Here is a 21,975-nt window from a genome sequence, read left to right on the forward strand (position 1 = left end):
ATGCAAACTCTCTTTCCATCTCATGGTCATGACGCGAAGAAACCTTCCGCAGGTTTCGAAGGCGAGAGCAGCGACAACTGGCAACGTATCAAAGAGGCACTCAGGCAGATGCTGCCCGAGGTGGATTTTCAGCAGTGGATCGAGCCTCTGAAGTCCCGCGTTGTCTCGGATTCCGAGATCGTACTGACGTTTCCGGATATGAGCTCCTATCAAAAGGTTCTCAATTCGTACATGGACCAGCTCGATTACTGCAAAGCCACGCTGGGCCTGCCCGTCCTTCTCCGGTTTGAAATTGAAGGCGCCACGCCCAACGATGGGGATCCGCTCGACCTCGATTATACCGCGTTGAACGATGTGCCCCGGGCGCCGGATGGTTATCCCGAACCGGATACCCAGTACCCCAGCGATACCCGCGAAGGCTCGAACATCGTCGCGCGCGCTCTGACTCTGCAGTCCCAGCTGAACGCCGAGTACACCTTTCAAACCTTTGTGAATGGCCCCAGCAACCAGTTTGCTCATGCCTCCTGCCTGGCTGTGGCGGATGCGCCGGGACAAACCTATAATCCTCTGTTTCTCTATGGTGGCACAGGCCTGGGCAAGACCCACCTTCTGCACGCCGTTGGCAACAAGGTCCTGAAGACCAAAAGAAACGCCGTGATCACCTACATCACGAGCGAACGCTTTATGAATGAACTGATCTACTGCCTGCGCTTCAATAAAATGTGGGATTTTCGCCGGAAATACCGCAACTGCGATGTGCTTTTGGTCGACGATATTCAGTTCATTTCCGGCAAGGAGCGCACCCAGGAGGAGTTTTTTCACACCTTCAATGCACTCTATGAAGCGAAAAAACAGATCGTTGTGACCTCCGATATTTTCCCACAGGACATTCCGGATATCGAGGATCGTCTGCGGAACCGCTTCCAATGGGGTCTGATCGCCGACATCCAGCCCCCCGATATCGAACATCGCGTGGCGATTCTCATGAACAAGGCAGAAAAGCAGGGCATGATCCTGCAATCGGCGGTGGCCGAATACATCGCCACGCACGCCAAGGGCAATATCCGCGTTCTGGAAGGCGCCCTGCGCCGGGTGATCGCGTTTGCCGCTCTGCAGGGCCGCGCCATCAATGTGCAGCTGGCCTCGGAAATCCTGCAGGATGTCCTGGTCGATAAGAATAGCGACAGCAACCTCTCGATTGAATCAATCCAAAAGGTTGTGGCGGAGCACTTCAAGATCAAGGTCTCGGACCTGAAGTCCAAAAAGCGCCAGCGCGCCCTGTCCTTTCCCAGGCAGATTGCGATGTTTCTGTCGCGGGTGCGCACGCAATCATCCTTTCCCGAAATCGGGACCTTTTTTGGCGGCAAGGATCATACGACGGTCATGCACGCAGTCAAAAAAATCGAAAAGGATCGCAAAAAGGACTTGGAACTCAAAGCGCAGCTCGAAGCGATTGAACGTAAACTGGATGTGATTTCCTGATCTGGAGTCAATATGCGCTTGTGGACAACCTTGTGGATAAGTCTGTGGACAACCTGGGGATAAAGTGTGGATAACTTCAGGCTCAAACTTATCCACATTTTAATCCACAGGTTTTCCACAGGGTTGTCCACAAGCCAGGACGGTGTTTAAATAAATAAAAACAGGAGGATGGCGAGTTTTCCACAGCGCGACCCCCTCCACTACTACTACTATTACTAGAGAAATTAAAAACTTAATTTAAAAACAGAAGAAGGCAGTCGGAGGAAAAAAGACGATGCGGGTGAAGATCGAAAAGGGACAACTCAGCACAGCGACATCCAGGTCGCAGGGAGCGGTATCCGAAAGAAACCTCGCTCAACTGGGATTTCTTGCACGGGAAGGTCAGCTCCATATTGCAGCCGCAGATCGCGTGATTGCCATCTACAATCGTCTCGACTGTGAGGTCCTGGCAGAAGGCTCGGTTTTTGTCCCAGCGAAGCTCTTCTCCGATGTTGTGCGGGAATTGCCCGAAGGGACCGTCGAAATCATCTCTGAGGAAAACCAGGTCATCGTGATCGCTGGTGAGAAAAAGGAGTTCACCATGAAACTGCCGCGCGTCGAGGATCGCGCCTGGCAGGAACCTCCTGTTCTCGAGGCTTCGAGTGAAGCGCTGCTGCCAACCGAAAAACTGGCTTACGTCATCGATCAGGTGCAGTTCTGCGTTGTTCCTGACTCACCGAGGAATTATGGCTCTGTGGGTTTTCTGCATAGGCCGAAGGATAATATCCTGCGCCTTGTCGGAACGGACGGCTACCGTTTGTCCTATGCCGAAGTGGATCTCGAACTGCCCGAGCCTTTCCTGAAAAACGGCGTCTGTCTCTCCAAACGTGCTTTGCAGGAGCTGCATCGGATGTGCTCCGAGGGTTTCACGGAGATTGCCCTCGCCGTTTCACAGGATCAGACCACCATGGAAGCCCGTGTGCCCGGCTATCAGCTCTTTGTCCGACTGTCTGCTGTGCGTTATCCCAACTATTACGGGGTCCTGCCGCGCAACAGTCTGAGCACTGTCAAGGTACAGCGCCCGTATCTGCAAAACGTTGCCAAACGTGTACTGCTGGCCTCGGACAAGACACGAGCTTTGCAGTTGTGCTTTTCAGATTACTCGCTTACCCTAAGATCGAGGACGCTGGGAAGCTCAGAAGGACAGGAAAGTATCGCATTGGCGGATTACTCTGACGGTGAGCGCGAGCTGGCTATCAACGGCAAGTTCCTAACAGATGTTTTCTCGACTATGTCGAGTGACGAGGTGACGATTAATTTCGGCTCGGATGAAGATCCCATAGTCCTGGTACCCTATTCCGAACCCACCAGTTGCCATTCGATGCACGTCTTGGTTCCCATAAAAGAAAGCTAAAGGATGCGTATGAGCGAGATCACTCCCAATACACCCACGAGCGATCTGAATCGCACGCAGGCGCAAAACCGCGATGAGGATTATACAGCCGACAATATCCAGGTCCTCGAGGGTCTGGATGCGGTTCGCAAGCGTCCTGGTATGTACATCGGCTCGACTTCTGTCGACGGTCTCCATCATCTTGTCTACGAGATCGTGGACAACTCCATCGATGAAGCCATGGGGGGGCATTGCAATTCCATTGACGTCATGCTGCATCTCGACGGTTCGGCATCCGTTCGCGACAATGGCCGCGGTATCCCCGTTACCATGCATGCCAAGGAAAACAGGTCGGCGGTTGAAGTCGTCATGACTGTGCTCCATGCCGGTGGCAAGTTTGACGACAAGGCCTTTGCCTTTTCCGGCGGTTTGCACGGTGTGGGCGCTTCGGTTGTGAACGCCCTCTCCGAATGGTGCTACGTGGAAGTTCGCCGTGAAGGCAAGGTGCACAAACAATCCTATCAGCGCGGCAAACCCAATGGCCCGCTGGAAGTTATCGGAACCACCGACGAGCATGGGACCCATACCCGTTTCAAGCCGGATCCCGAGATTTTTCCGGATACCAACTTCAGCTTTGAAACCCTCAGCCGGCGTCTCAAGGAACTGGCGTTCCTGAACCGCGGCCTGCGCATCAAATTGAACGATGAACGGACCGACCAGGCCGGCGACTTCTGCTATGAAGGCGGTGTGGTGTCCTACTGCGAGTTTCTCGGCAAAGGCAAAACGCCTCTGCACGATAAGCCCCTTTATATCTTCGGTCAGCAATTCAGCGACGGCGGCCAGCTGCAAGGCCAGGTCGAAGTCGTTCTGCAATGGACCGATGCCTATAACGAGAGCCTTTTCTCGTTTGTGAATAATATCAGCACCGTGGAAGGTGGTACCCACCTGACCGGTCTGAAAGCCGCTCTGACCCGGGTGGTCAACGGCTTTGCCGAATCCTCGGGCATGCTGAAAACCTTCAAGGAAGGCATCACGGGTGAAGACATCCGGGAAGGCCTCGTCGGCATTTGCTCGGTTCGCGTGAAAAACCCGGAATTCCAGGGCCAGACCAAAACCAAGCTCGGCAATACCGAAGTGCGGCAATGGGTGGAGACTGTCGTTGCGGAAAAACTCAGCGACTATTTCAATGAAAACCCCGCGATCGTCAAACGCGTGGTGCAAAAGATCATCGATGCCGCCCGGGCCCGCCTCGCGGCGAAAAAAGCCCGCGAACTCACCCGCCGCAAGGGTGCGCTCGACTTTGCCGGTCTACCCGGGAAGATGGCCGACTGCCAATCCCGTGATCCGGCCGAGTGCGAGCTCTTCCTCGTCGAGGGTGATTCCGCCGGTGGTTCCGCGAAACAGGCTCGTGAACGGCGCGTGCAGGCGGTCCTGCCTCTGCGCGGCAAGATCCTGAACGTGGAAAAGGCCCGTTATGACAAGATGCTGTCGTCGCAGGAGATCAAGCTCCTGATCAAAGCGATCGGCACCGGCATCGGCAAAGAGGATTTTGATGTCAGCAAGATCCGTTACCACAAGATCATAATCATGACCGATGCGGACGTCGACGGCGCCCACATCCGGACCCTGATTTTGACCTTCTTTTTCCGGCAAATGCCGGAGATCATCGAGCGCGGCTACCTCTACATCGCGCAGCCGCCCCTTTATAAATATAAAAAGGGCAAGGTGGAGCGTTACCTCAAGGACAACCGCGAGCTGCTCGATTTCCTCAGTGAAGTCGGCATGAATAACGTGGAAATCCGTGACAAGGCCGGTCGGGCCCTGGATCGCACGATGATCAAGGGAGTCCTCTCGCGCTTTGCCCGCTACAGCGAGCTACAGGAAATGGCCAGCAAGCGCCGCATCAAGGAGCTGATCGATTATCTCGTCCAGCATCCGGAGATCGACGCCAGCTCCATGGCCAGTGAAGAGAAAGCCAAGGAAACTCTGGATGCGATCATCCACCATCTGGTTACGGATTATCCGACCAGCCGCATTCAAGCGGAAGGTCAGGTGATCTTTGATCAGGAATACAGCCGCTACAAGCTCAAGATCGAAACCCGTGTTCGGGACGTGCCCAAGGTTTCCTTCATCGATGCCAGCATCTTCAGCGGTGGTGAAATCATTGAGCTGCGTCGCATTAAAAAGCAGATCGAAGAGATCGCCGAGGCTCCCTTCACCTTTGAACGCGTCGGCGGCAAGAAGGAAAAGGAAAAAGCCGAAATCGAGGAAGGTTCGGATGGAGGGCCGCCGGCCAACAACTCCGGCAGCGGCCGCCTCACAACCTTTGATGAGCTTCGTGATTTCATAGTGCAGGAAGGCCGGAAAGGCGCCTACGTGCAGCGCTACAAAGGTTTGGGCGAAATGAACGCCGACCAGCTGCAGGAAACCACGATGGATCCGGAGAAGCGCACGCTCCTGAAGGTCGAAATCGATGATGCCATCGAGGCCGACCTTCTGTTCTCGACGCTGATGGGCGACGACGTCGAACCACGACGGGACTTCATCCAGACCAACGCCCTGAACGTCAAGAACCTGGATACTTAACATATTTTTAGGTGATGCATGGATCATAAGAACATACAGGCTGTCCACATTGAGGAAGAACTGAAATCCTCATTCCTGGACTATTCGATGAGCGTCATCGTTTCCCGGGCCCTGCCGGATATCCGGGACGGTTTGAAACCCGTTCACCGTCGTATCCTTTATGCGATGTACCAGCTGAAAAACTTTCAGAATCGTCCTTATCTGAAATCAGCGCGTATCGTCGGGGACGTGATCGGTCGCTTTCACCCGCATGGTGACTCCGCGGTCTACGACGCCCTGGTGCGTATGGCCCAGGACTTTTCCATGCGCTATCCCCTGGTCGATGGCCAGGGTAACTTCGGCTCGGTGGACGGCGACTCCGCAGCCGCCATGCGTTACACCGAAGTTCGCCTGCAAAAATTGACCGAACTCCTTCTGCAGGACATTGAAAAGGAAACGGTCGACTTTGGTCCGAACTACGATAACAAGGAAGAGGAACCCCTTGTTCTGCCTGCCAAATTCCCGAGCCTTCTGGTCAACGGGGCCAGCGGGATTGCGGTGGGCATGGCAACCAATATTCCGCCGCATAACCTGACGGAAATCCTCAGTGCTCTGGAAGCCCTGATCGATAACCCTGATATTTCGATCATGGAGCTGATGGAACATGTCAGCGGTCCGGATTTCCCGACGGCCGGTTTGATTTATGGTCGGGCCGGCATTCAGCAGGCCTACCTTACCGGTCGCGGCGCCATCAGCATGCGCGCCCGCGCTCATGTCGAGGACATGGCCAGCAGTGGCAAGCAGAGGATTATCGTCACCGAACTTCCCTATCAGGTGAACAAGGCCAAGCTCATCGAGAAAATCGCCGAGCTGGTCAATGAAAAGAAAATCGAAGGCATTACCGACCTGCGCGATGAATCCGCGCAGGAGGAAATCCGCATCGTCATCGAGCTGCGCAAGGGCGAGATGGGCGAAATCATCTTGAACAACCTCTTCAAGCTCACCCCGCTGCAGTCGAGTTTCGGCGTGAACATGGTGGCCCTGGTCAACGGTACGCCACGGATCGTCAACCTCAAGGATGTGCTGGAGCAGTTCTTCCTGCATCGCAAGGAAGTCATCATCCGTCGCACAGCCTTCGAGCTGCGCAAGGCGGAGGAACGTGCTCATATTTTGGTCGGTTTGAAGATCGCCGTCGAAGCGCTCGATGAGGTCGTCCAGCTGATCCGCAACGCGCCGGATACGGACTCGGCCCATGAGGGTCTGGTTCAACGCTTCAATCTGTCTGATATTCAGGCCAAGGCCATCCTCGACATGCGCCTCGCGCGCTTGACCGGTTTGGAACGCGATAAGATCGTAGCCGAATATGAAGACATCATGGCTGTCATTGCCGACCTCAAGAATATCCTCGCCACCCCGGCTCGCGTGATCGCGATCATCAAAGCCGAGATGACCGAGATGCGGGAACAGTTTGGCGATCAGCGCAAAACGGAAATCGTCGCCAGCGACGCCGATGAATTTACGATGGAAAGCCTCGTGGCCGACGAGGAAGTGGCCGTGACCATCACCGTCGCCGGTTATGTGAAACGCACGCCTCTGGCTGAAATCCGCGCGCAAAAACGCGGTGGAAAAGGCCGCTCCGGCATGAAAACCAAGACGGACGATGTGGTGCGGGATCTCTTTATCAGCTCCAACCACCAGTCCATCATGTGTTTCACGGATGAAGGCCGGGTCTACGAGCTGAAAGTTTACCGTCTGCCTGAAGTTCCTTTGGCGGGCCGGGGCAATCACTTTGCCAACCTGATCAAGCTGAATCCCACCGAAAAAGTGGTATCAGTTCTGCCGGTTAAGGAATTCAAAGAAGGCCAGTACATCATCTCAGTTACGGCCAAAGGATATATCAAAAAAACCGACCTCATGGCTTACGCCAACCTCCGCACCACTGGTATCATTGGTCTGGGTCTGGACGAAGGCGATCGTCTGGTCGATTGCAAGATCACCTCGGGTGAGGACCATATCCTCATCGCCACCAAGCTCGGCAAGGCCATCCGCTTTGACGAGAAGGAAGCGCGCCCCATGGGACGCTCGGCACGTGGTGTGACCGGTATCAAATTCTCGGAAGATAACGATGAAGTGATCGGTCTCGAAGTGGTCAACAATAAGGATGCGATTCTGTCCGTCTGCGAAAATGGCTACGGCAAGCGCACCCCGATCGAGGAATATCGAATTCAAACCCGGGCCGGCAAAGGCATCTACACCATCAAGGTGACCGAACGCAACGGCCCCGTGGTGGGTATCATGCAGGTGGCTGATGATGATCATCTGATGGTGATGACATCCGCCGGCAAGGTCATGCGCTTTACGGTGGCCGAGGTCGGCCTGATCGGTCGTCTGACGCAGGGTGTGCGTCTGATGAATGTCGAGGCCGGTGAGAAGGTCACCAGTCTGGCGAAAATACAGATGATCGAAGGTGAGGAAATCTAGTGTCGCGCATCGATCGGCAAACGGTGGAAAAGGTGGCCTCGCTGGCTTATCTCAAGCTCAGCGAGGAGGAAATCGTCTACTACCAAAAGCAGCTCGATCGCGTTCTGGATTATATGCAACAGCTCGACAGCGTCACGGATAGTCTGCCTGCTGATTGGCGGGCGGACCTTGCCCTGCCTGTCACTCCGGAAAGACCGGATGTTGCCCAGCCTTCGAACGCCGTGGAAAAAGTTTTAAGGGCCGCTCCCAAAGTCGTGGGGACGGCCTTTCAAGTTCCTAGAATAATTGAGTAATTTGATGGAAGAGGCCGCCCTATGCGCCCACTGGACCCCTTAGCTCTGTCCGCCTCAGTATTGGCCCAGGAGGTCAATGCCGGCAGCCTGAAGGCCCAGGATGTGGCTGCCGCCTATGCCCGGCGCGTGGAAAATCTGCATCGCGAGCTCAATACCCATATCGAATGGGACAAGGACGCGGTCCTCAATGAAGTCGACAAGCAGCTCGCCTATATTGAAGCCGCCCGCTATGCCCAAAAAAATCTGCCGCTGGCCGGTGTGCCGATTGCGATCAAGGATAACATCATGGTCGACTCGCAGAGGGTGAGCTGCGGCTCACAGCTTCTGCGCAATCATCGTGCGGCCTATGATGCCACGGTGGTGCAAAAATTAAAGGCGGCCGGAGCTCTGATCTTCGGTCGCACGAATATGGATGAATTCGCGATGGGTTCATCCTGTGAAAACAGCAGCTACGGACCGACGGTGAACCCCTGGAATCGGCGTCATGTCGCAGGCGGATCCTCGGGAGGATCGGCCGCTGCCGTGGCCGCGCGTCTGGCTCCCCTGGCCCTTGGTTCCGATACAGGGGGCTCGGTGCGCCAGCCGGCAAGCTTTTGCGGTGTTGTGGGTTTGAAGCCAACCTATGGCCGCGTGAGCCGCTATGGGCTGGTGGCCTATGGTTCCTCGCTGGATCAAATCGGAACCTTTGCGACCTCGGTCGAGGACACGGCGCTGCTCTATGAAGTCATCGCTGGCCATGATCCCTCTGATTCCACCTCGGCCCGGCTTCCCGCGCCTCAGGGGACGCTCGGCTCAGCCTGGACTTTGAAGGGAAAACGTCTGGCCATGATCAAGGAATTCATGGCCGAAGGTTTGGATGAGGACGTGCGCACGCACTTTGAACAGGCCATGCAGGTTTATCGGGAAGCGGGCGCCACGGTGGAAACGGTGTCCCTCCCCCATCTCGCGCACAGCATTCCCGTTTATTATATTATCGCCACGGCCGAGGCTTCCTCGAACCTGGCGCGATTTGATGGCATTCGCTATGGAGTCCGCACCCAAAAACCGGGCGTGAGTCTGCGGGAACTTTATGTCCAGTCGCGCTCCGAGGGTTTTGGTCGGGAAGTGAAACAGCGCATCATGCTGGGCACCTATGTGCTGTCATCCGGTTATTATGATGCCTACTATGCCAAGGCCAATCGGATTCGCGAGATGATTCGCCGGGAGATTCAGGGCGTTTTTGAGCAGGGCTTTGATCTGATCGCCGCGCCCACCGCCCCGACCACCGCCTTTGAATTGGGACAAAAAACACAGGATTCGCTGGCCATGTACCTCAGCGACATTTATACGCTCGCAGCCAATCTCGCCGGAATTCCGGCACTTTCCCAACCGATCGGCCTCTGCCGCAAGGGACTGCCCATCGGTATGCAATTGATGGCTCCGGCCTTTGGTGAAGAGACTTTGCTTAGGAGCGCCCAGGTCTATGAGCAGCAAATCAACGGAACCGAAAAGTTCCGACCACGGATTTAACAGCATCCTCGCGCGTTTTGAGCCGGTCATTGGCCTTGAGGTCCACTGTCAGCTGAAAACCGAGAGCAAACTTTTCTGCGGCTGCAAAACCACCTTCGGGGCATTGGCCAATCAAAATACCTGTCCCCTCTGTCTGGGGCTGCCCGGTGTCCTGCCTGTGCTCAATCACGAGGCCGTGGAATATGCCATTCGCATGGCCCTGGCCGTGGGTGCGACCATTCGCGAGCGCAGCGTTTTCGCCCGCAAACAGTATTTTTATCCGGATCTTCCCAAGGGCTATCAGCTGACCCAGTATGATCTTCCCTACTGTGAAAATGGTTCGCTGCAACTCGACAGCGGCCGTCGCATTCACATCCAGCGCATTCACATGGAAGAGGACGCCGGCAAAAACATTCACGGCGACAACGCCTCGTATGTGGACCTGAATCGCGCCGGCATTCCGCTGCTCGAAATCGTCTCGGCACCGGAATTGAGCGGTCCGGCCGAGGCTGCGGAGTATCTGAAAAAACTCCGGGCCATCGCCCGCTATCTTGATATCAGTGACGGCAACCTCGAGGAAGGCTCGTTCCGCTGTGATGCCAACGTTTCCCTGCGCCCGGTCGGTTCCCAAACCCTTGGGACGCGCACGGAAATTAAAAACCTGAACTCCTTTCGCAATGTGGAAAAGGCCATCACCTACGAAATCCTGCGGCAGGCGGATATACTGGAAAGCGGTGGCCAGGTCCGACAGGTGACATTGCAGTTTGATGCTGCGATCGGTCGCACCATCGTGATGCGCAGCAAGGAGGATTCGCCCGACTACCGCTATTTTCCGGATCCGGACCTTGGTGTTCTTCTCATCGATGCGGCTCGCGTTCAGAACGTGCGGGCCAATATCCGGGAACTTCCCGAAGAGAAGGTGCAGAGGTTCCAGGCAGCCTTCAGCATTCCCGAGGCGGATGCGCGGCAGCTGACCGAGGAAAAGGAACTGGCGGAGTTTTTTGAAGACGTCGTGCAGAGGGTGGACGGTGCGGTGGCACCGAAGATCGTGGCCAACTGGATGCTCAGCGAGTATCTGCGGGAGTTCAATGCCCGCGAGTGGCGCTTTGATCAGCCCTTTGTTTCGAGCGAGCGCTTTGCGCGCCTTCTGAAACTTCTTGGTGAGGGCACCATTTCCGGCAGAATTGCCAAAACCGTTTTCGAGGAAATGGCCGCCACAGGTGCCGATCCCGACGGCATCATCGCCGCCAAGGGGCTGGTGCAGATCAATGACAGTGCGGCCATCAAAGCCGTGGTGGATCAGGTGATCGCCGCCCATCCTGAACAGGTCGCGCAGTATCTTTCCGGCAAACAGAAGGTCTATGGTTTTCTCGTGGGCCAGGTGATGAAGATCTCCGCCGGCCGCTTCAACCCCAATCTTCTCAATGAATGTCTGAAGGAAGCCCTTCATGGCAAATCCTGAAAAGGAGTTGAAAGACCTGCTGCATGAGGAAACGCAGCAGGGGTATTTCACGGCCGCCTATGTCGAATCCGGATTTCTCGACCGGGCGGAAGCCCGCCTTCAATATTTCACGAGCAACGCAGGCACCGTCTTTGATCTGGCCAGCCTCACCAAAGCCCTGGTCACAGGTCCGCTCGTGCATCAGGCTCTCCAGGCGGCGCATGGCAAACTCAGAGCCCCGCTCGCGGAGTGGGCGCCTCAGGATATTCATCTGCCGCCCGCCTTCCTTCAGCTGACCACGGAGGAGGTTTTGGGCCATGTCTCGGGCCTGCCTGCCTGGTGGAATTTTTGGATGCATCATCTGGGGCATAAGGAGCCGTCGACCCGGGCCGAAGCGCTCGCGCGCATGGAGGAGGTCCTCGGCCGCATTCCGCTCGGCACCGAAAAAAAGGATCTCTATTCCGATGTCGGCTACATTCTGCTGGGCTATCTGCTCGAAAAAAAGGCGCAAAAAAGCCTGAAACCCTGGCTTGCGGAAACCCTATCCGAACCCTTGGGTTATGCGCCCGATTTGAAGTTAAAGACGGAAGCCTATATCCCCACCGGATACTGCAGAATCCGGGAACGTCAGCTCCGTGGCGAAGTCCATGACGAGAACTGCGCCGCCCTCGGCGGCATTTCCGGACATGCCGGACTCTTTGGAACAGGGGAAGCGGTCAGTCAGTATCTGAAAACACTCGCCCGTGATGCCCTGGGTATTCAATATTTTGAAGCCAATGAAAAAACCCGTCGTGAGACGACGCGAGAAGGTCTCCTCGGTCTGCGCCGCGGCAATGGCCTCAGCGCCGGCGTCTTTGCCAACGGCAACGGCATGGGCCATCCTGGTTTCACCGGCACTGCCTTCTGGCTGGAATGGTCCAGCAAAAAATATGTGATCTTTCTCACCAATCGTGTGATCAGCGGCCGCGTGTCGCCGCGCATCACGGAGCTGCGCAGAAAGGTCTTTCACCTTCTGGATGCGAGCCTTGGCTGAACAATCGATCGCCATTATCGGACGCGGTCTGGCTGGACTCACCCTCGCCTTTCGCATGGTGCAGGCGGGTTTGCGGCCCACCATTTTTGGCAAGGCCCACGGTCCAGCCAACGCCAGCCGCTGCGCCCAGGGCATCGTCTGCAACAAAGGGCTCATCTTTGCCGAATCCCCCTTGTTTCGGGCCAAACTGCAAAGCCTGAAAAACCTCGAAGCCTGGCTCAGCACCGTGGAAAAGGCCAGCGGCCTGACGATTCCCCGTACCTGGATCGGAGTTGATGAACCCTACTGGTCGGAGGAGGATTTCCAGACTACGGTGGCGCGCGTCTATCGTGGCAATTTCTGGGGCTGCTACCGCCCAAAAAATCGCCCAGCCCACCCCTGGCTTTCTGATTTCAAAAAGCCGGAAGGCTATCTGCACTATCCGGATGATGCCTGGTTTGATGTCGATAGGGCGATGAATGCCCTGGAAAAAGCCTGCGTTCTTCAGGGCGCCCCATTTATCGAGGAAACGATCGCGGATCTCAAACCCCTCCTCGACCGCTTTGATCACACCGTCGTGGCCGCCGGGGCCATGAGCATGGACCTTCTCAGAACATTGAATCTTGAAGTTCCCAAATCCTTTCAGGTCGCCGGTCAAAGCCTCGTCTGGAAGCATGCCGCGATTTCCGAAACCCGCATTCTGGTGAAAGGCACGCTGAGTCTCGCCGTACTGCCTGATCGAAGGATCCTCGGCTCCAGCTCATGGAAGCCGGAACCCGGCAGGGATCCCGACCTTGATTCGGACCGCACGCAGCTTCTGGCCCAGGGCGCAGCCTCCTTCGGTTTCACGTCCCCTGTTGCGAAAGACATCCAATCCAACTGGGGCACACGCCTCCGCTTTACCGATCGGATGCCGGCGCTTGGACTTTGGCCGGAGGCTTCCGTCCAAAAAAGGCTCTCGATTTTAACCGGATTTTATAAAAATGGTCAGCAGCTGGCCGATCTTTGTGCCGTCCAGCTGCTGAGGGAACTTCAGGGCGAACCCTTGAGCGAATTTGGGGAAGCCTTTCACATCAGCCGCTTTTTTCGCAGCGGCCGCCGTGCTCCTGGCAGCCCACCGCGGCACTGTGCGCTCAACGGATCAGAAAACAAAGCCGGCACTGATTAGGAGATCCGCACCCGGCTTCGCTTCATGCTTGAGCGAATCCTTCAGGTCCTGCTCCGGTGATTTGCCCTCGTTGAGAAAAGAGACAAAAGGATCGTTCGATTCCCCAAGATTGAATTTCGAGGACTGCGAGACGGGAATATAGATCACCGTACCCAGCGTGAAATCGATCGGCCCAAAGATAAAATCAAGCGTCGGCAGAATACGCAGAGACAGAGCAGTCAGAGTCGACTTGGCTGAATACATGGTATTGGATTCATCGTTCAGATCCGAGAGCTGCTTCGCTTCGAAGTTCACGGTCGAGCTGTCAAACTCGATACCATTCCCAAGGCGGAAATCCACCACTCCGAAATCCACGATCAACCAGTAAAAGTCGACCCACGCGCCAAAGCTGGTACCGGGCGCAGTCGTATCCATGAACTGTTCAAACTGGTTGTCACCGTCCGCATCATTATAGTCCGAGGAAATTTTCTTCGGCGTAAAGAACCGCGAACGCAGACCGGCTGTCAGCTGAAACGAACTGATGCCGAGGCCCAGCTCAAGACCAAAGCCCAGATTGCTGACCGGAGAGTCGGAGGACCACATGCTATCAACCTGCCGACCCACAGGGGTTTCGTACACCAGGTTTTGATAGGTGATCGGCCCCGCCAGAGGCAGAAGGAACAGACCCGTGACGTAACTCTTGGGGCTGTCGGTTGGTGTGGCCGGCACCGGCGACGGAATTTCGCCGGTAATGCCAGGCGGTGTGCCAGGCGCCGGTGGAGCACCTTCCATTTTCGCCATCATGCCGACCTGAATTTTGGCGAAAAGCTTCTCACCCCGAATTTTTATAAAGGAAAATTTGGGCTTTGCTGTTCGAATAAAGCTGCAGCCCACCTTCACGTTGCTGGCATCATAGAAGCAGACCTTGGCCTTCTTCACGTACTGTGTATTCGTACCTTCATCTATCATGACGACTTTTCTTTGTGCATCAATCTTGACAACTTTAGCCGCATAGCCTGGAGTGGCCGCTACGGACAAAAGGAAGAGGATTCCTCGCATCGTCCTGATCACAGTTGACCTCACATCTTCTTGTTGATTTTGAAGTGAATCCAATCCTGAGCCGTAATCAACCAGGGGGGATAGGATGCCCCATCTTTGAAGTGAATCTGATTGGTTTCAAAAACCAATGTGGCCAGATACTCCCCTGCCGCCAGCTTTTGATAATGGTCATCGGGAATCGTCAGCGTTTCCTGATCAATTGTATACTGACAGCGTAGCACTGTACGACTCGCATCCGCAGTTTTAATCACAAGTTCGTAGCGACTGATCTCGGTCGGATAAAGAATGCTCGCGGTCAACCGAAAGGATTTCGGCCCGGCTTCCACAGCGGGAATCACATTGCTCAGCGCGCGATTGCGCAGGATGACCGTCCGGTTTTCCACATCGATGGTGCTGAGATTGGCAATATAACCAGGCGGAAAGGTTTCAAAGCTTGCCGCACTTTCTTCCCATTTAAAATTCCAGATCCAGTTCTGCTGGCGTTCGATGCCTTCATAAAATTGGACAAGTCGCGTGGCGAAAAAGGGATGCTGCGCCGCCGCGGCCCGTCCAAAGCCATCGGTGGACACTTCACTCAGGCCATGCATGGGACGTTTTTGAGCATCCTCCACGGATGTAATGCGGGTAAACGGAGGTTCGGTGGACGCTGTGGTTTCGCTGCACTCCACCGCCTCGTCCTGATCATAGCTGGCGCTCATTTTCGCTTTCACTTCGGAAAGGCTTATCACTTTGGGCAGCTGATAGGTATAGATCTCATTGCTCTGCCGGGGTGCCACATAACGCGCAATCACGAGAAAGCCGGCCTGGACCGTGTCAAGGTTTTGGCTTTCGCGAAATTCGAGCGGAAAACCGCTGAGCGCATTCAGGGCCTTCGGCCAGACCGTAATGCGAAAGGTCAAGGGAATGCCGGCGACCAGCCCATCAACGCCCAGCTTGACGGCAGTGGTCTTGCCATCATTTGGGCAATTGAGGCTCAGGGGCGAGCCGATCGGCGGTTTACCGTTCGGATCCTCCGTCCAGTACTCCACGCGGCAGCTGTGGGTGCCTTTGAGTTCAAAGGTCAGATCCCCGCTCGTTCCGGATGGGCTTCGGGCAAAGCGAATCGTGCTTTCGTCCAGCAGCCCGAAGACCTCCGCGTTTTTCAGATCACTCCGGATCGAATGCGGCATGATCTTGCAGGCCGTTGAAAGATTGGCGAAAAACAGAAATGTGAAGATGGTTCTCAACACAGGCACGCTCAATGGAAAGCAAACGTGAGAGACGACACTCTCATTTTAGCAACATCGAAATGACCTTAGTAGCCCCCTGGCCTGAACCCCAGTCCTGTCGCCAAAGGAAAGCACCTTGACCATCCCTATGCGGGGAGGTATCCTAAGCTCCCGTCAAAGAAGCAATTCTGATTCTCAAGGTGTAACAATCCGAAAACACTCCTATTTACGAGAAAAAAGATGAGAAAGCGTCATCGGACGAAGTACATTTTCGTGACGGGAGGTGTGGTTTCCTCCTTGGGTAAAGGCATTGTTGCCGCCAGCATAGGGGCTCTCCTGGAGAGCCGCGGCCTGCGCGTGAGCCTGACCAAGGTCGACCCTTATCTGAACGTCGATCCCGGCACCATGAGTCCTTTTCAGCATGGTGAAGTCTTCGTTACCGACGACGGCGCGGAAACAGATCTGGATATTGGCCACTACGAGCGTTTCACCAACGCGAGTCTGAGTCGCCTTAACAGTTTCTCGACCGGTCAGGTCTATGATCGCGTTCTTTCCAAGGAACGGCGCGGGGATTACCTCGGTGGCACGGTGCAGGTCATTCCCCATGTAACCGATCAAATCAAAGAGAACATCTACGCCTCGGCCGAGGGTGCTGACGTTGGCATCGTCGAGATCGGTGGGACCGTGGGTGATATTGAAAGTCTTCCCTTCATCGAAGCGATTCGGCAGATTCGTTATGACCTTGGTGAGGAAAACGTTCTTTACATCCATTTGACCCTGGTGCCGTATATCGGGGCCGCGCATGAACTGAAAACCAAACCCACGCAGCATTCGGTCAAGGAACTGAGACAGATCGGGATTCAGCCGCATATCCTCGTTTGCCGCGCGGATCGTCCGGTGCCCCAGGATTTGCGGGAAAAGATCGGTCTTTTCTGTAACGTGAAACCGGAGCGCGTGATTGATTCCTGCGATCTCGACAGCATCTATAAAGTGCCGCTTTATCTGCACAACCAGGGTCTGGATCAGATCATCGTCGATATCCTCAACATCTGGACGCGCAATCCCGATCTGAGCGAATGGCATCGCATTGAAGAGGCGCTCGATAAACCCCGCGCCACCATCAATATTGGGATCGTCGGCAAGTATGTGGACGTCATCGATTCCTATAAATCCATCAATGAATCGCTGATTCACGCCGGCATTTACAGCCATACCAAGGTGGACGTTACCTACTTCGATGCCGCCACGCTGCATACGGGCAACGTTGCCGAAAAACTTCGAGGCCTGGACGGGGTTATCATTCCCGGCGGCTTTGGCAATCGCGGCATTGAAGGCAAGATTGCGGCCATTGAATATCTCAGGACCAACCGGATTCCGTTCCTCGGCATCTGCCTTGGCATGCAGCTCGCGGCCATTGAATTTGCCCGCAATGTGGTGAAGCTCGCCGATGCGGACAGTCAGGAATTCAATCCGAAGAGCCCGAATCAAATCATTCACCTGATGGAAGATCAAAAATCGGTCAAGGACATGGGCGGCACCATGCGCCTCGGCGCCTACCCTTGCCAGCTCGAGCCAGGCAGCCGGGCCGCGGCCGCTTATGAAGCCGGGACGATTTCCGAACGCCACCGCCATCGTTATGAATTCAATAACGACTTCCGCGAGTCCTTTGCGTCCCACGGCATGCATTTTTCCGGACTGTCACCGGATGGACGCCTTGTGGAAATGATCGAGCTGGAGGATCACCCCTGGTATGTCGCCTGTCAGTTCCATCCGGAATTGAAGTCGAAACCCATGCATCCCCATCCCCTGTTCAAACACTTTGTCATGGCTGCCCTGAACAATCGTGAGTATCGCCCATGAAACCAGAGTCCTTGATTCAGCATGGTCGTGAGGCCCTGAAGGATGAAAGCCAGGCTTTGCTTGCGGCCGCCGATCGGCTGGATCAAAACTTTGCGCGGGCTGTGGAATTCATGCGGGCTTCGCAGGGCAAGGTCGTGGTCTCCGGTTTGGGAAAATCGGGCCACGTCGGTCGCAAGATTGCGGCCACCCTCGCCTCGACCGGGACGGCTGCCTTCTTCCTGCATCCCTCCGAGGCTCTGCATGGGGACCTTGGCATGCTGCAGCCCGCCGATGTCCTTTTGGTCATTGCCTTTGGCGGGGAAACCCGGGAAACCCTTGAAGTGGCCAAATTTGCGCAAAGGCGCCGGATTCCTGTCATCGCTCTGACCGGCCGTTTGCAATCCTCTCTAGCCAAGATTTCTGATGTGATCATCGATGGATCTGTCAGCCGTGAGGCCTGTCCTTTGAATCTCGCGCCCACCAGCTCCACCACCGTGGCCATGGCCCTTGGGGATGCGCTGGCCATTGCCCTCATGCATGCGCGCGGTTTTGAGGAAAAGGACTTCGCCCGCTTTCATCCGGATGGGAGCCTCGGACGGCAGCTTTCGCTCGTTCAGGATCACATGCGCACCGATCTTGCTCCTTTGGCACCTGATGATTCCTTCGATAAGGTTGTGGCGGTGATCACAGCGCAGAACTATGGAATTGCCGGTGTCTTCGATTCGCAGCATGAATTGATTGGCGCCATCACCGATGGCGACCTCAGACGTGCTCTGAAAACGGCGCGGGAGAAGGTCTTCAGCATGAATGCGCTCGCCCTCATGACGCAAAAACCCAAGACCATCAGCCCGGAACGCCTTGCCCTGGACGCCGTTCGCGTGATGGAAGACTGCCGCATCACCTCCCTCTTTGTCGCCGACGACCAGCACAAAGTGCTCGGCCTGATTCGCATGCACGACCTGCTGGCCGCCAAAATCGTCTAATCGCCGCGTTTTGGAGCTTGGATCACCTTGTGCTAAACTACCCGAAAGGCCCAGCCGGCCTTTGACGGGAGTTTTATGGGAAAAAACATCATAGTGGCGCTGTTTGTTGCCATATTGGCCGCCGCGATCTTTGTTTTTATCCAAAGGGACAGGCAGGACAAATCCGAACGGGTTGGCAGCAAGGACCAGGTCCCGCGGATCAGTCTCGAGGATTTTACCGTCTACAAGTATGAGCAGCACAAAACGGTCTCCACCATCAGTGGGCGTTTTGCCAATTTCGTGGATCCTGACACTCTCGAAATATTTGGGGCCGTTCAGGGCTTCAATCATAAGGCGAAAAAGAAGGAATTTTTTGCCTCTGAGTCTGCTACAGTTCAATTCGCCGCCAAGGGCGTGGTGGATCTGGCGAAAAACAGCCGCATCATCAAGACTGAGATCGAGAATCAGGTGCGCTTTGGTTATGACGATCTCATTCTTTACACGGATTACGCCAAGTATTTGAACGAAGAAGGACGTCTGACGTCTGACCTGCCTGTTCGCATTCAGGGCCCCCAATTGGAGTTGAAGGGTGAGAAAGGTTTCGACTTTAACAACAACACAGGTGATCTCAAAGTTTACGGACCGTTGGAAGGGACCATGCGTGCCGCAGATAAACCGCAATAAAAGAATCTGGTGTATTTTCCTTTTTGGATTTTTGTCTCTCAGCGTACCGGTCACGGTGCAGGCGGATATCATCGACGATATCGATGAGCTTCTGCCGAAAAAGGATAAGAAAACACCGCAGCCGAAGCCGACCGCGCAGCCCACGCCAAGTCCCACGCCGGACCTGATTCCCGAGCCGGAAGAGCAGCCAATGCCGACAAGCCAGGAGCCGAAGCCCAATGGCAAGGCTCCGGAGAAGGCCAAGGATAAGAAAACGGTCCAGACCCGCCGCGATGCCCCTATTCACCTGCAGAGCGAAGGGACTTCCACCTACTCGCGCAATGGCTCGGTGGTGCATCTGCAAAAAAATGTGGTGATCACTCAGGACGACATCCGTCTTCAATCCGATGAGGCGCGGGTGCTGTTTTCGCCGGATGGCAAAAAGGAAAATAATAATTCCGTGCAAACCGTCGAGGTGAATGGCAAAGTCAAGTTTTCGCGTTTCTCCAAGGACCCGACGGAACAGATTACCGCGAAAAGTGATAAGGCGATTTTTGATAACGAGGCTCAGAAGGTCACTCTGGACGGCAACGCCCGACTTTTAAAGGACGGTCATCTGATTAAAGGCGATCGCATCGTTTATGAAATTGTCACGGGCATGATCAAAGTCGATCGCGCGCAAGGGATCGTGCAACCGGAGAAAGCGGGCAAATGAGCGACAAGCAGATTCTGGAAGCTCGGGACATCCGAAAATTCTTTCGCGCGCGTGAAGTTGTCAAAACTGTCAACTTCAATGTTGCGCAGGGCGAAGTCGTGGGGCTCCTGGGGCCCAACGGTGCGGGCAAGACCACGAGCTTCTATATGGTGGTGGGCCTGCTTTTCCCGAATGAAGGCCATATTCTGCTCAACGGCGAGGATATCACGGACCTGCCGATGCATGTCCGGGCCCGGCGGGGAATCAGCTATCTGCCGCAAAACATGTCGATTTTCCGGAAGTTGACCGTGGAGGAAAATCTTCGCGCTATCATGGAAGTCGTGGGTATTCCTTCTCATGAGCGGAAGGACTCGATCGAGCAATTGCTGAACAAGTTCCAGATTACCCACATCGCGAAGTCCCTCGGGGCGGCACTTTCTGGCGGCGAGCGCCGTCGTGTGGAAATTGCCAGAGCGTTGATAATTAAGCCGAAATTCCTGCTTTTGGATGAACCCTTTGCAGGTATCGACCCAGTTACTGTTCAAGAAATTCAAAAAATAATCGAAAAGCTAAGGGACGAGGATGGATTAGGGGTCCTGATCACAGACCACAACGTTCGCGAGACGCTAGGGAGTTGCGATCGGGCCTACATTCTCACCAGTGGGCAAATCATTGCTCACGGTAATCCTGAGGCGATTGCTGCTGACCCCAAGGTGCGGAGTGTATATCTTGGGGAGAATTTCCGAATGTGATGGTCTTTGGGGCCACGGTCACATGAGTCAGGTGTATACGATATGGCATTGGATTTAAAACAGTCGCTCAAACTCAGTCAGCAACTCCTAATGACGCCACAGCTTCAGCAGGCGATCAAGTTGCTCCAGCTGTCGCGTTTGGAGTTGGAAGAGTTCGTCACCCAGCAGTTGGCAGAAAATCCAGTGCTTGAAGAGGGTGTCACCGAGTCCATGGAGGAACGCATTTCCGTCGAACGGGAACGCGAACGCACGGAAGGCGAAGTTGTCAATGAGCGCATGAGCGAGGCCGCGAGCATCGTGGAATCGGTCGGTGACGAAAAGCCCGGCGACATGGACTGGGAAACGTTCAACCGCATGCAGGATTTCAACAACGCGCCCACCAGCTCCTCGAAGCGCGATGGCGACGATGAATTCCCGAGTCATGAAAACCTATCCCGCGCGGGCACGCTGCAGGATTACCTTCTGTCCCAGATCGGTGAAATGGATCTGAATGACGAGGAAAAAGGTGCCGCCGGGCTGGTCATCGGCAACATCGATGACCGCGGTTATCTGCAGGCCTCCATCGAGGAAATTGCGGAAAAGGACGGTGTTCCGCTCGATCTGATCGAGGACATGCTCGATGTCGTGCAGCATCTCGACCCCAATGGTGTCGGCGCGCGCGATCTGAAAGAATGTCTCATGCTGCAGTTGCGGGCCGGTCGCCTGAAGAACGGTGTCGTTGAGAAGATCATCGAAAGTCACCTGCCTGAACTGGAAACCCGTAACTTCCAGGCCATAGCCAAGGCGATGAAGATTACTTTGGAATCGGTGATTGAAAACGTCCAGATCATCGCCGAACTGGAACCCGTTCCTGGCCGGCAGTTTGGTGGCCTCGAAGCCCAGTATGTGGTGCCCGATGTCTACGTTTTCAAGGTGGCCGGTGAATGGATCGTGACCCTGAATGATGAGGGTCTGCCGCATCTGAAAGTCTCCAAAATGTACGAGAAGATGGCAGGCAAGGTGGGCGGCACCAACAAGGATTATCTGCAGGATAAATTGAAATCCGCGCAGTGGCTGATCAAATCCATACAGCAAAGACAAAAGACCATCCTGCGGGTGACGGAAAAGCTCGTCGAACGGCAGAAGGACTTCTTTGAAAGAGGCGTGGAATATCTGAAGCCGATGGTGCTGCGTGATATTGCCGATGATATCGGGATGCATGAATCCACCATCAGCCGCGTGACCAGCAACAAATATGTGCACACGCCCCAGGGTATTTTTGAGCTGAAGTACTTCTTCAACAGCTCCGTCTCCATGTCCAGCGGGGACAGTCTGGCAAGTGCTTCCGTGAAAAAGATCATCTCTGATATTATTGGTAAAGAGGACCCTCGTCATCCGCTCGCGGATCAAAGGATCGTCGAAATTCTGGAAGAACGCGGCATTCAGTTGGCGCGTCGAACGGTTGCCAAATATCGGGAACAACTAGGAATTTTGCCGAGCAGTAAGCGGAAAAAGTACTACTAGCAGTTGGGCAAAAT

The 21,975-nt window shown here is 55.1% G+C and carries 17 protein-coding genes; 15 read left to right on the forward strand and 2 right to left on the reverse strand.

Annotated elements, in window-relative coordinates; translation table 11 throughout:
• From dnaA to OLTU_RS00045, 9 genes are all read left to right on the forward strand, one after another.
• The coding region (gene dnaA / locus OLTU_RS00005) for a chromosomal replication initiator protein DnaA (protein WP_141730722.1) at window positions 1-1,482 on the forward strand (1,482 nt) is incomplete at its 5' end.
• A 274-nt stretch (window positions 1,483-1,756) separates the two neighbouring features.
• On the forward strand, window positions 1,757-2,875 hold the full coding sequence (dnaN, locus tag OLTU_RS00010) for a DNA polymerase III subunit beta (protein ID WP_141730723.1): 1,119 nt from the start codon (window positions 1,757-1,759) through the stop codon (window positions 2,873-2,875).
• 9 nt (window positions 2,876-2,884) lie between these two features.
• Window positions 2,885-5,440 carry a DNA topoisomerase (ATP-hydrolyzing) subunit B gene (gene gyrB / locus OLTU_RS00015; protein ID WP_141730724.1) on the forward strand — a complete coding sequence of 852 codons (2,556 nt, stop codon included), beginning with the start codon at window positions 2,885-2,887 and terminating at the stop codon, window positions 5,438-5,440.
• 18 nt (window positions 5,441-5,458) lie between these two features.
• A complete protein-coding gene (gene gyrA / locus OLTU_RS00020) occupies window positions 5,459-7,900 on the forward strand; it encodes a DNA gyrase subunit A (protein WP_141730725.1) in 2,442 nt (813 codons plus the stop codon).
• Window positions 7,900-8,193, forward strand: a complete 294-nt coding sequence (locus OLTU_RS00025) for an Asp-tRNA(Asn)/Glu-tRNA(Gln) amidotransferase subunit GatC (RefSeq protein ID WP_141730726.1) — start codon at window positions 7,900-7,902, stop codon at window positions 8,191-8,193. Before gyrA ends, OLTU_RS00025 begins: the two co-directional genes overlap by 1 nt.
• 21 nt (window positions 8,194-8,214) lie before the next feature.
• The gene (gatA, locus tag OLTU_RS00030; protein ID WP_141730727.1) at window positions 8,215-9,702 is read left to right on the forward strand and encodes an Asp-tRNA(Asn)/Glu-tRNA(Gln) amidotransferase subunit GatA; all 1,488 of its coding nucleotides are present in this window, start codon (window positions 8,215-8,217) and stop codon (window positions 9,700-9,702) included.
• Window positions 9,656-11,143 (forward strand): Asp-tRNA(Asn)/Glu-tRNA(Gln) amidotransferase subunit GatB, encoded by a 1,488-nt coding sequence (gene gatB / locus OLTU_RS00035; RefSeq protein ID WP_141730728.1) that lies wholly within the window; start codon window positions 9,656-9,658, stop codon window positions 11,141-11,143. The genes gatA and gatB overlap by 47 nt, the downstream gene beginning before the upstream one ends.
• Window positions 11,130-12,155, forward strand: coding sequence for a serine hydrolase domain-containing protein (locus OLTU_RS00040; protein WP_141730729.1), 1,026 nt, complete (start codon window positions 11,130-11,132; stop codon window positions 12,153-12,155). The genes gatB and OLTU_RS00040 overlap by 14 nt, the downstream gene beginning before the upstream one ends.
• Window positions 12,148-13,302 carry an NAD(P)/FAD-dependent oxidoreductase gene (locus tag OLTU_RS00045; protein ID WP_176736206.1) on the forward strand — a complete coding sequence of 385 codons (1,155 nt, stop codon included), beginning with the start codon at window positions 12,148-12,150 and terminating at the stop codon, window positions 13,300-13,302. Before OLTU_RS00040 ends, OLTU_RS00045 begins: the two co-directional genes overlap by 8 nt.
• On the opposite strand, the gene OLTU_RS00050 is transcribed toward OLTU_RS00045, so the two are convergent.
• Window positions 13,276-14,340 (reverse strand): hypothetical protein, encoded by a 1,065-nt coding sequence (locus OLTU_RS00050; protein ID WP_218109747.1) that lies wholly within the window; start codon window positions 14,338-14,340, stop codon window positions 13,276-13,278. The genes OLTU_RS00045 and OLTU_RS00050 overlap by 27 nt on opposite strands.
• 20 nt (window positions 14,341-14,360) lie before the next feature.
• The gene (locus OLTU_RS00055) at window positions 14,361-15,569 is read right to left on the reverse strand and encodes a hypothetical protein (RefSeq protein ID WP_141730732.1); all 1,209 of its coding nucleotides are present in this window, start codon (window positions 15,567-15,569) and stop codon (window positions 14,361-14,363) included.
• A 219-nt stretch (window positions 15,570-15,788) separates the two neighbouring features.
• On the opposite strand from OLTU_RS00055, the gene pyrG reads away from it, so the two are divergent.
• From pyrG to rpoN, 6 genes are all read left to right on the forward strand, one after another.
• On the forward strand, window positions 15,789-17,408 hold the full coding sequence (gene pyrG, locus OLTU_RS00060; protein WP_141730733.1) for a CTP synthase: 1,620 nt from the start codon (window positions 15,789-15,791) through the stop codon (window positions 17,406-17,408).
• A complete protein-coding gene (locus OLTU_RS00065; protein WP_141730734.1) occupies window positions 17,405-18,370 on the forward strand; it encodes a KpsF/GutQ family sugar-phosphate isomerase in 966 nt (321 codons plus the stop codon). The genes pyrG and OLTU_RS00065 overlap by 4 nt, the downstream gene beginning before the upstream one ends.
• 75 nt (window positions 18,371-18,445) lie before the next feature.
• Window positions 18,446-19,033 carry an LPS export ABC transporter periplasmic protein LptC gene (lptC, locus tag OLTU_RS00070; RefSeq protein ID WP_141730735.1) on the forward strand — a complete coding sequence of 196 codons (588 nt, stop codon included), beginning with the start codon at window positions 18,446-18,448 and terminating at the stop codon, window positions 19,031-19,033.
• On the forward strand, window positions 19,011-19,727 hold the full coding sequence (locus OLTU_RS00075) for an LptA/OstA family protein (RefSeq protein ID WP_141730736.1): 717 nt from the start codon (window positions 19,011-19,013) through the stop codon (window positions 19,725-19,727). The genes lptC and OLTU_RS00075 overlap by 23 nt, the downstream gene beginning before the upstream one ends.
• The gene (gene lptB / locus OLTU_RS00080; RefSeq protein ID WP_141730737.1) at window positions 19,724-20,458 is read left to right on the forward strand and encodes an LPS export ABC transporter ATP-binding protein; all 735 of its coding nucleotides are present in this window, start codon (window positions 19,724-19,726) and stop codon (window positions 20,456-20,458) included. The genes OLTU_RS00075 and lptB overlap by 4 nt, the downstream gene beginning before the upstream one ends.
• Before the next feature lie 42 nt (window positions 20,459-20,500).
• A complete protein-coding gene (gene rpoN / locus OLTU_RS00085) occupies window positions 20,501-21,961 on the forward strand; it encodes an RNA polymerase factor sigma-54 (RefSeq protein ID WP_141730738.1) in 1,461 nt (486 codons plus the stop codon).
• Window positions 21,962-21,975 lie beyond the last annotated feature (14 nt).

The sequence above is a fragment of the Oligoflexus tunisiensis genome (assembly GCF_001748245.1).
GTDB classification, from domain to species: domain Bacteria; phylum Bdellovibrionota_B; class Oligoflexia; order Oligoflexales; family Oligoflexaceae; genus Oligoflexus; species Oligoflexus tunisiensis.

Bases quoted from the DNA above. Each gene is read 5' to 3' on its own strand.
- dnaN (WP_141730723.1), top strand. From the start codon at position 1,757: ATGCGGGTGAAGATCGAAAAGGGACAACTCAGCACAGCGACATCCAGG.
- gyrB (WP_141730724.1), top strand. From the start codon at position 2,885: ATGAGCGAGATCACTCCCAATACACCCACGAGCGATCTGAATCGCACG.
- gyrA (WP_141730725.1), top strand. From the start codon at position 5,459: ATGGATCATAAGAACATACAGGCTGTCCACATTGAGGAAGAACTGAAA.
- gatA (WP_141730727.1), top strand. From the start codon at position 8,215: ATGCGCCCACTGGACCCCTTAGCTCTGTCCGCCTCAGTATTGGCCCAG.
- gatB (WP_141730728.1), top strand. From the start codon at position 9,656: ATGAGCAGCAAATCAACGGAACCGAAAAGTTCCGACCACGGATTTAAC.
- OLTU_RS00040 (WP_141730729.1), top strand. From the start codon at position 11,130: ATGGCAAATCCTGAAAAGGAGTTGAAAGACCTGCTGCATGAGGAAACG.
- OLTU_RS00050 (WP_218109747.1), bottom strand. From the start codon at position 14,340: ATGCGAGGAATCCTCTTCCTTTTGTCCGTAGCGGCCACTCCAGGCTAT.
- pyrG (WP_141730733.1), top strand. From the start codon at position 15,789: ATGAGAAAGCGTCATCGGACGAAGTACATTTTCGTGACGGGAGGTGTG.
- OLTU_RS00065 (WP_141730734.1), top strand. From the start codon at position 17,405: ATGAAACCAGAGTCCTTGATTCAGCATGGTCGTGAGGCCCTGAAGGAT.
- lptC (WP_141730735.1), top strand. From the start codon at position 18,446: ATGGGAAAAAACATCATAGTGGCGCTGTTTGTTGCCATATTGGCCGCC.
- lptB (WP_141730737.1), top strand. From the start codon at position 19,724: ATGAGCGACAAGCAGATTCTGGAAGCTCGGGACATCCGAAAATTCTTT.
- rpoN (WP_141730738.1), top strand. From the start codon at position 20,501: ATGGCATTGGATTTAAAACAGTCGCTCAAACTCAGTCAGCAACTCCTA.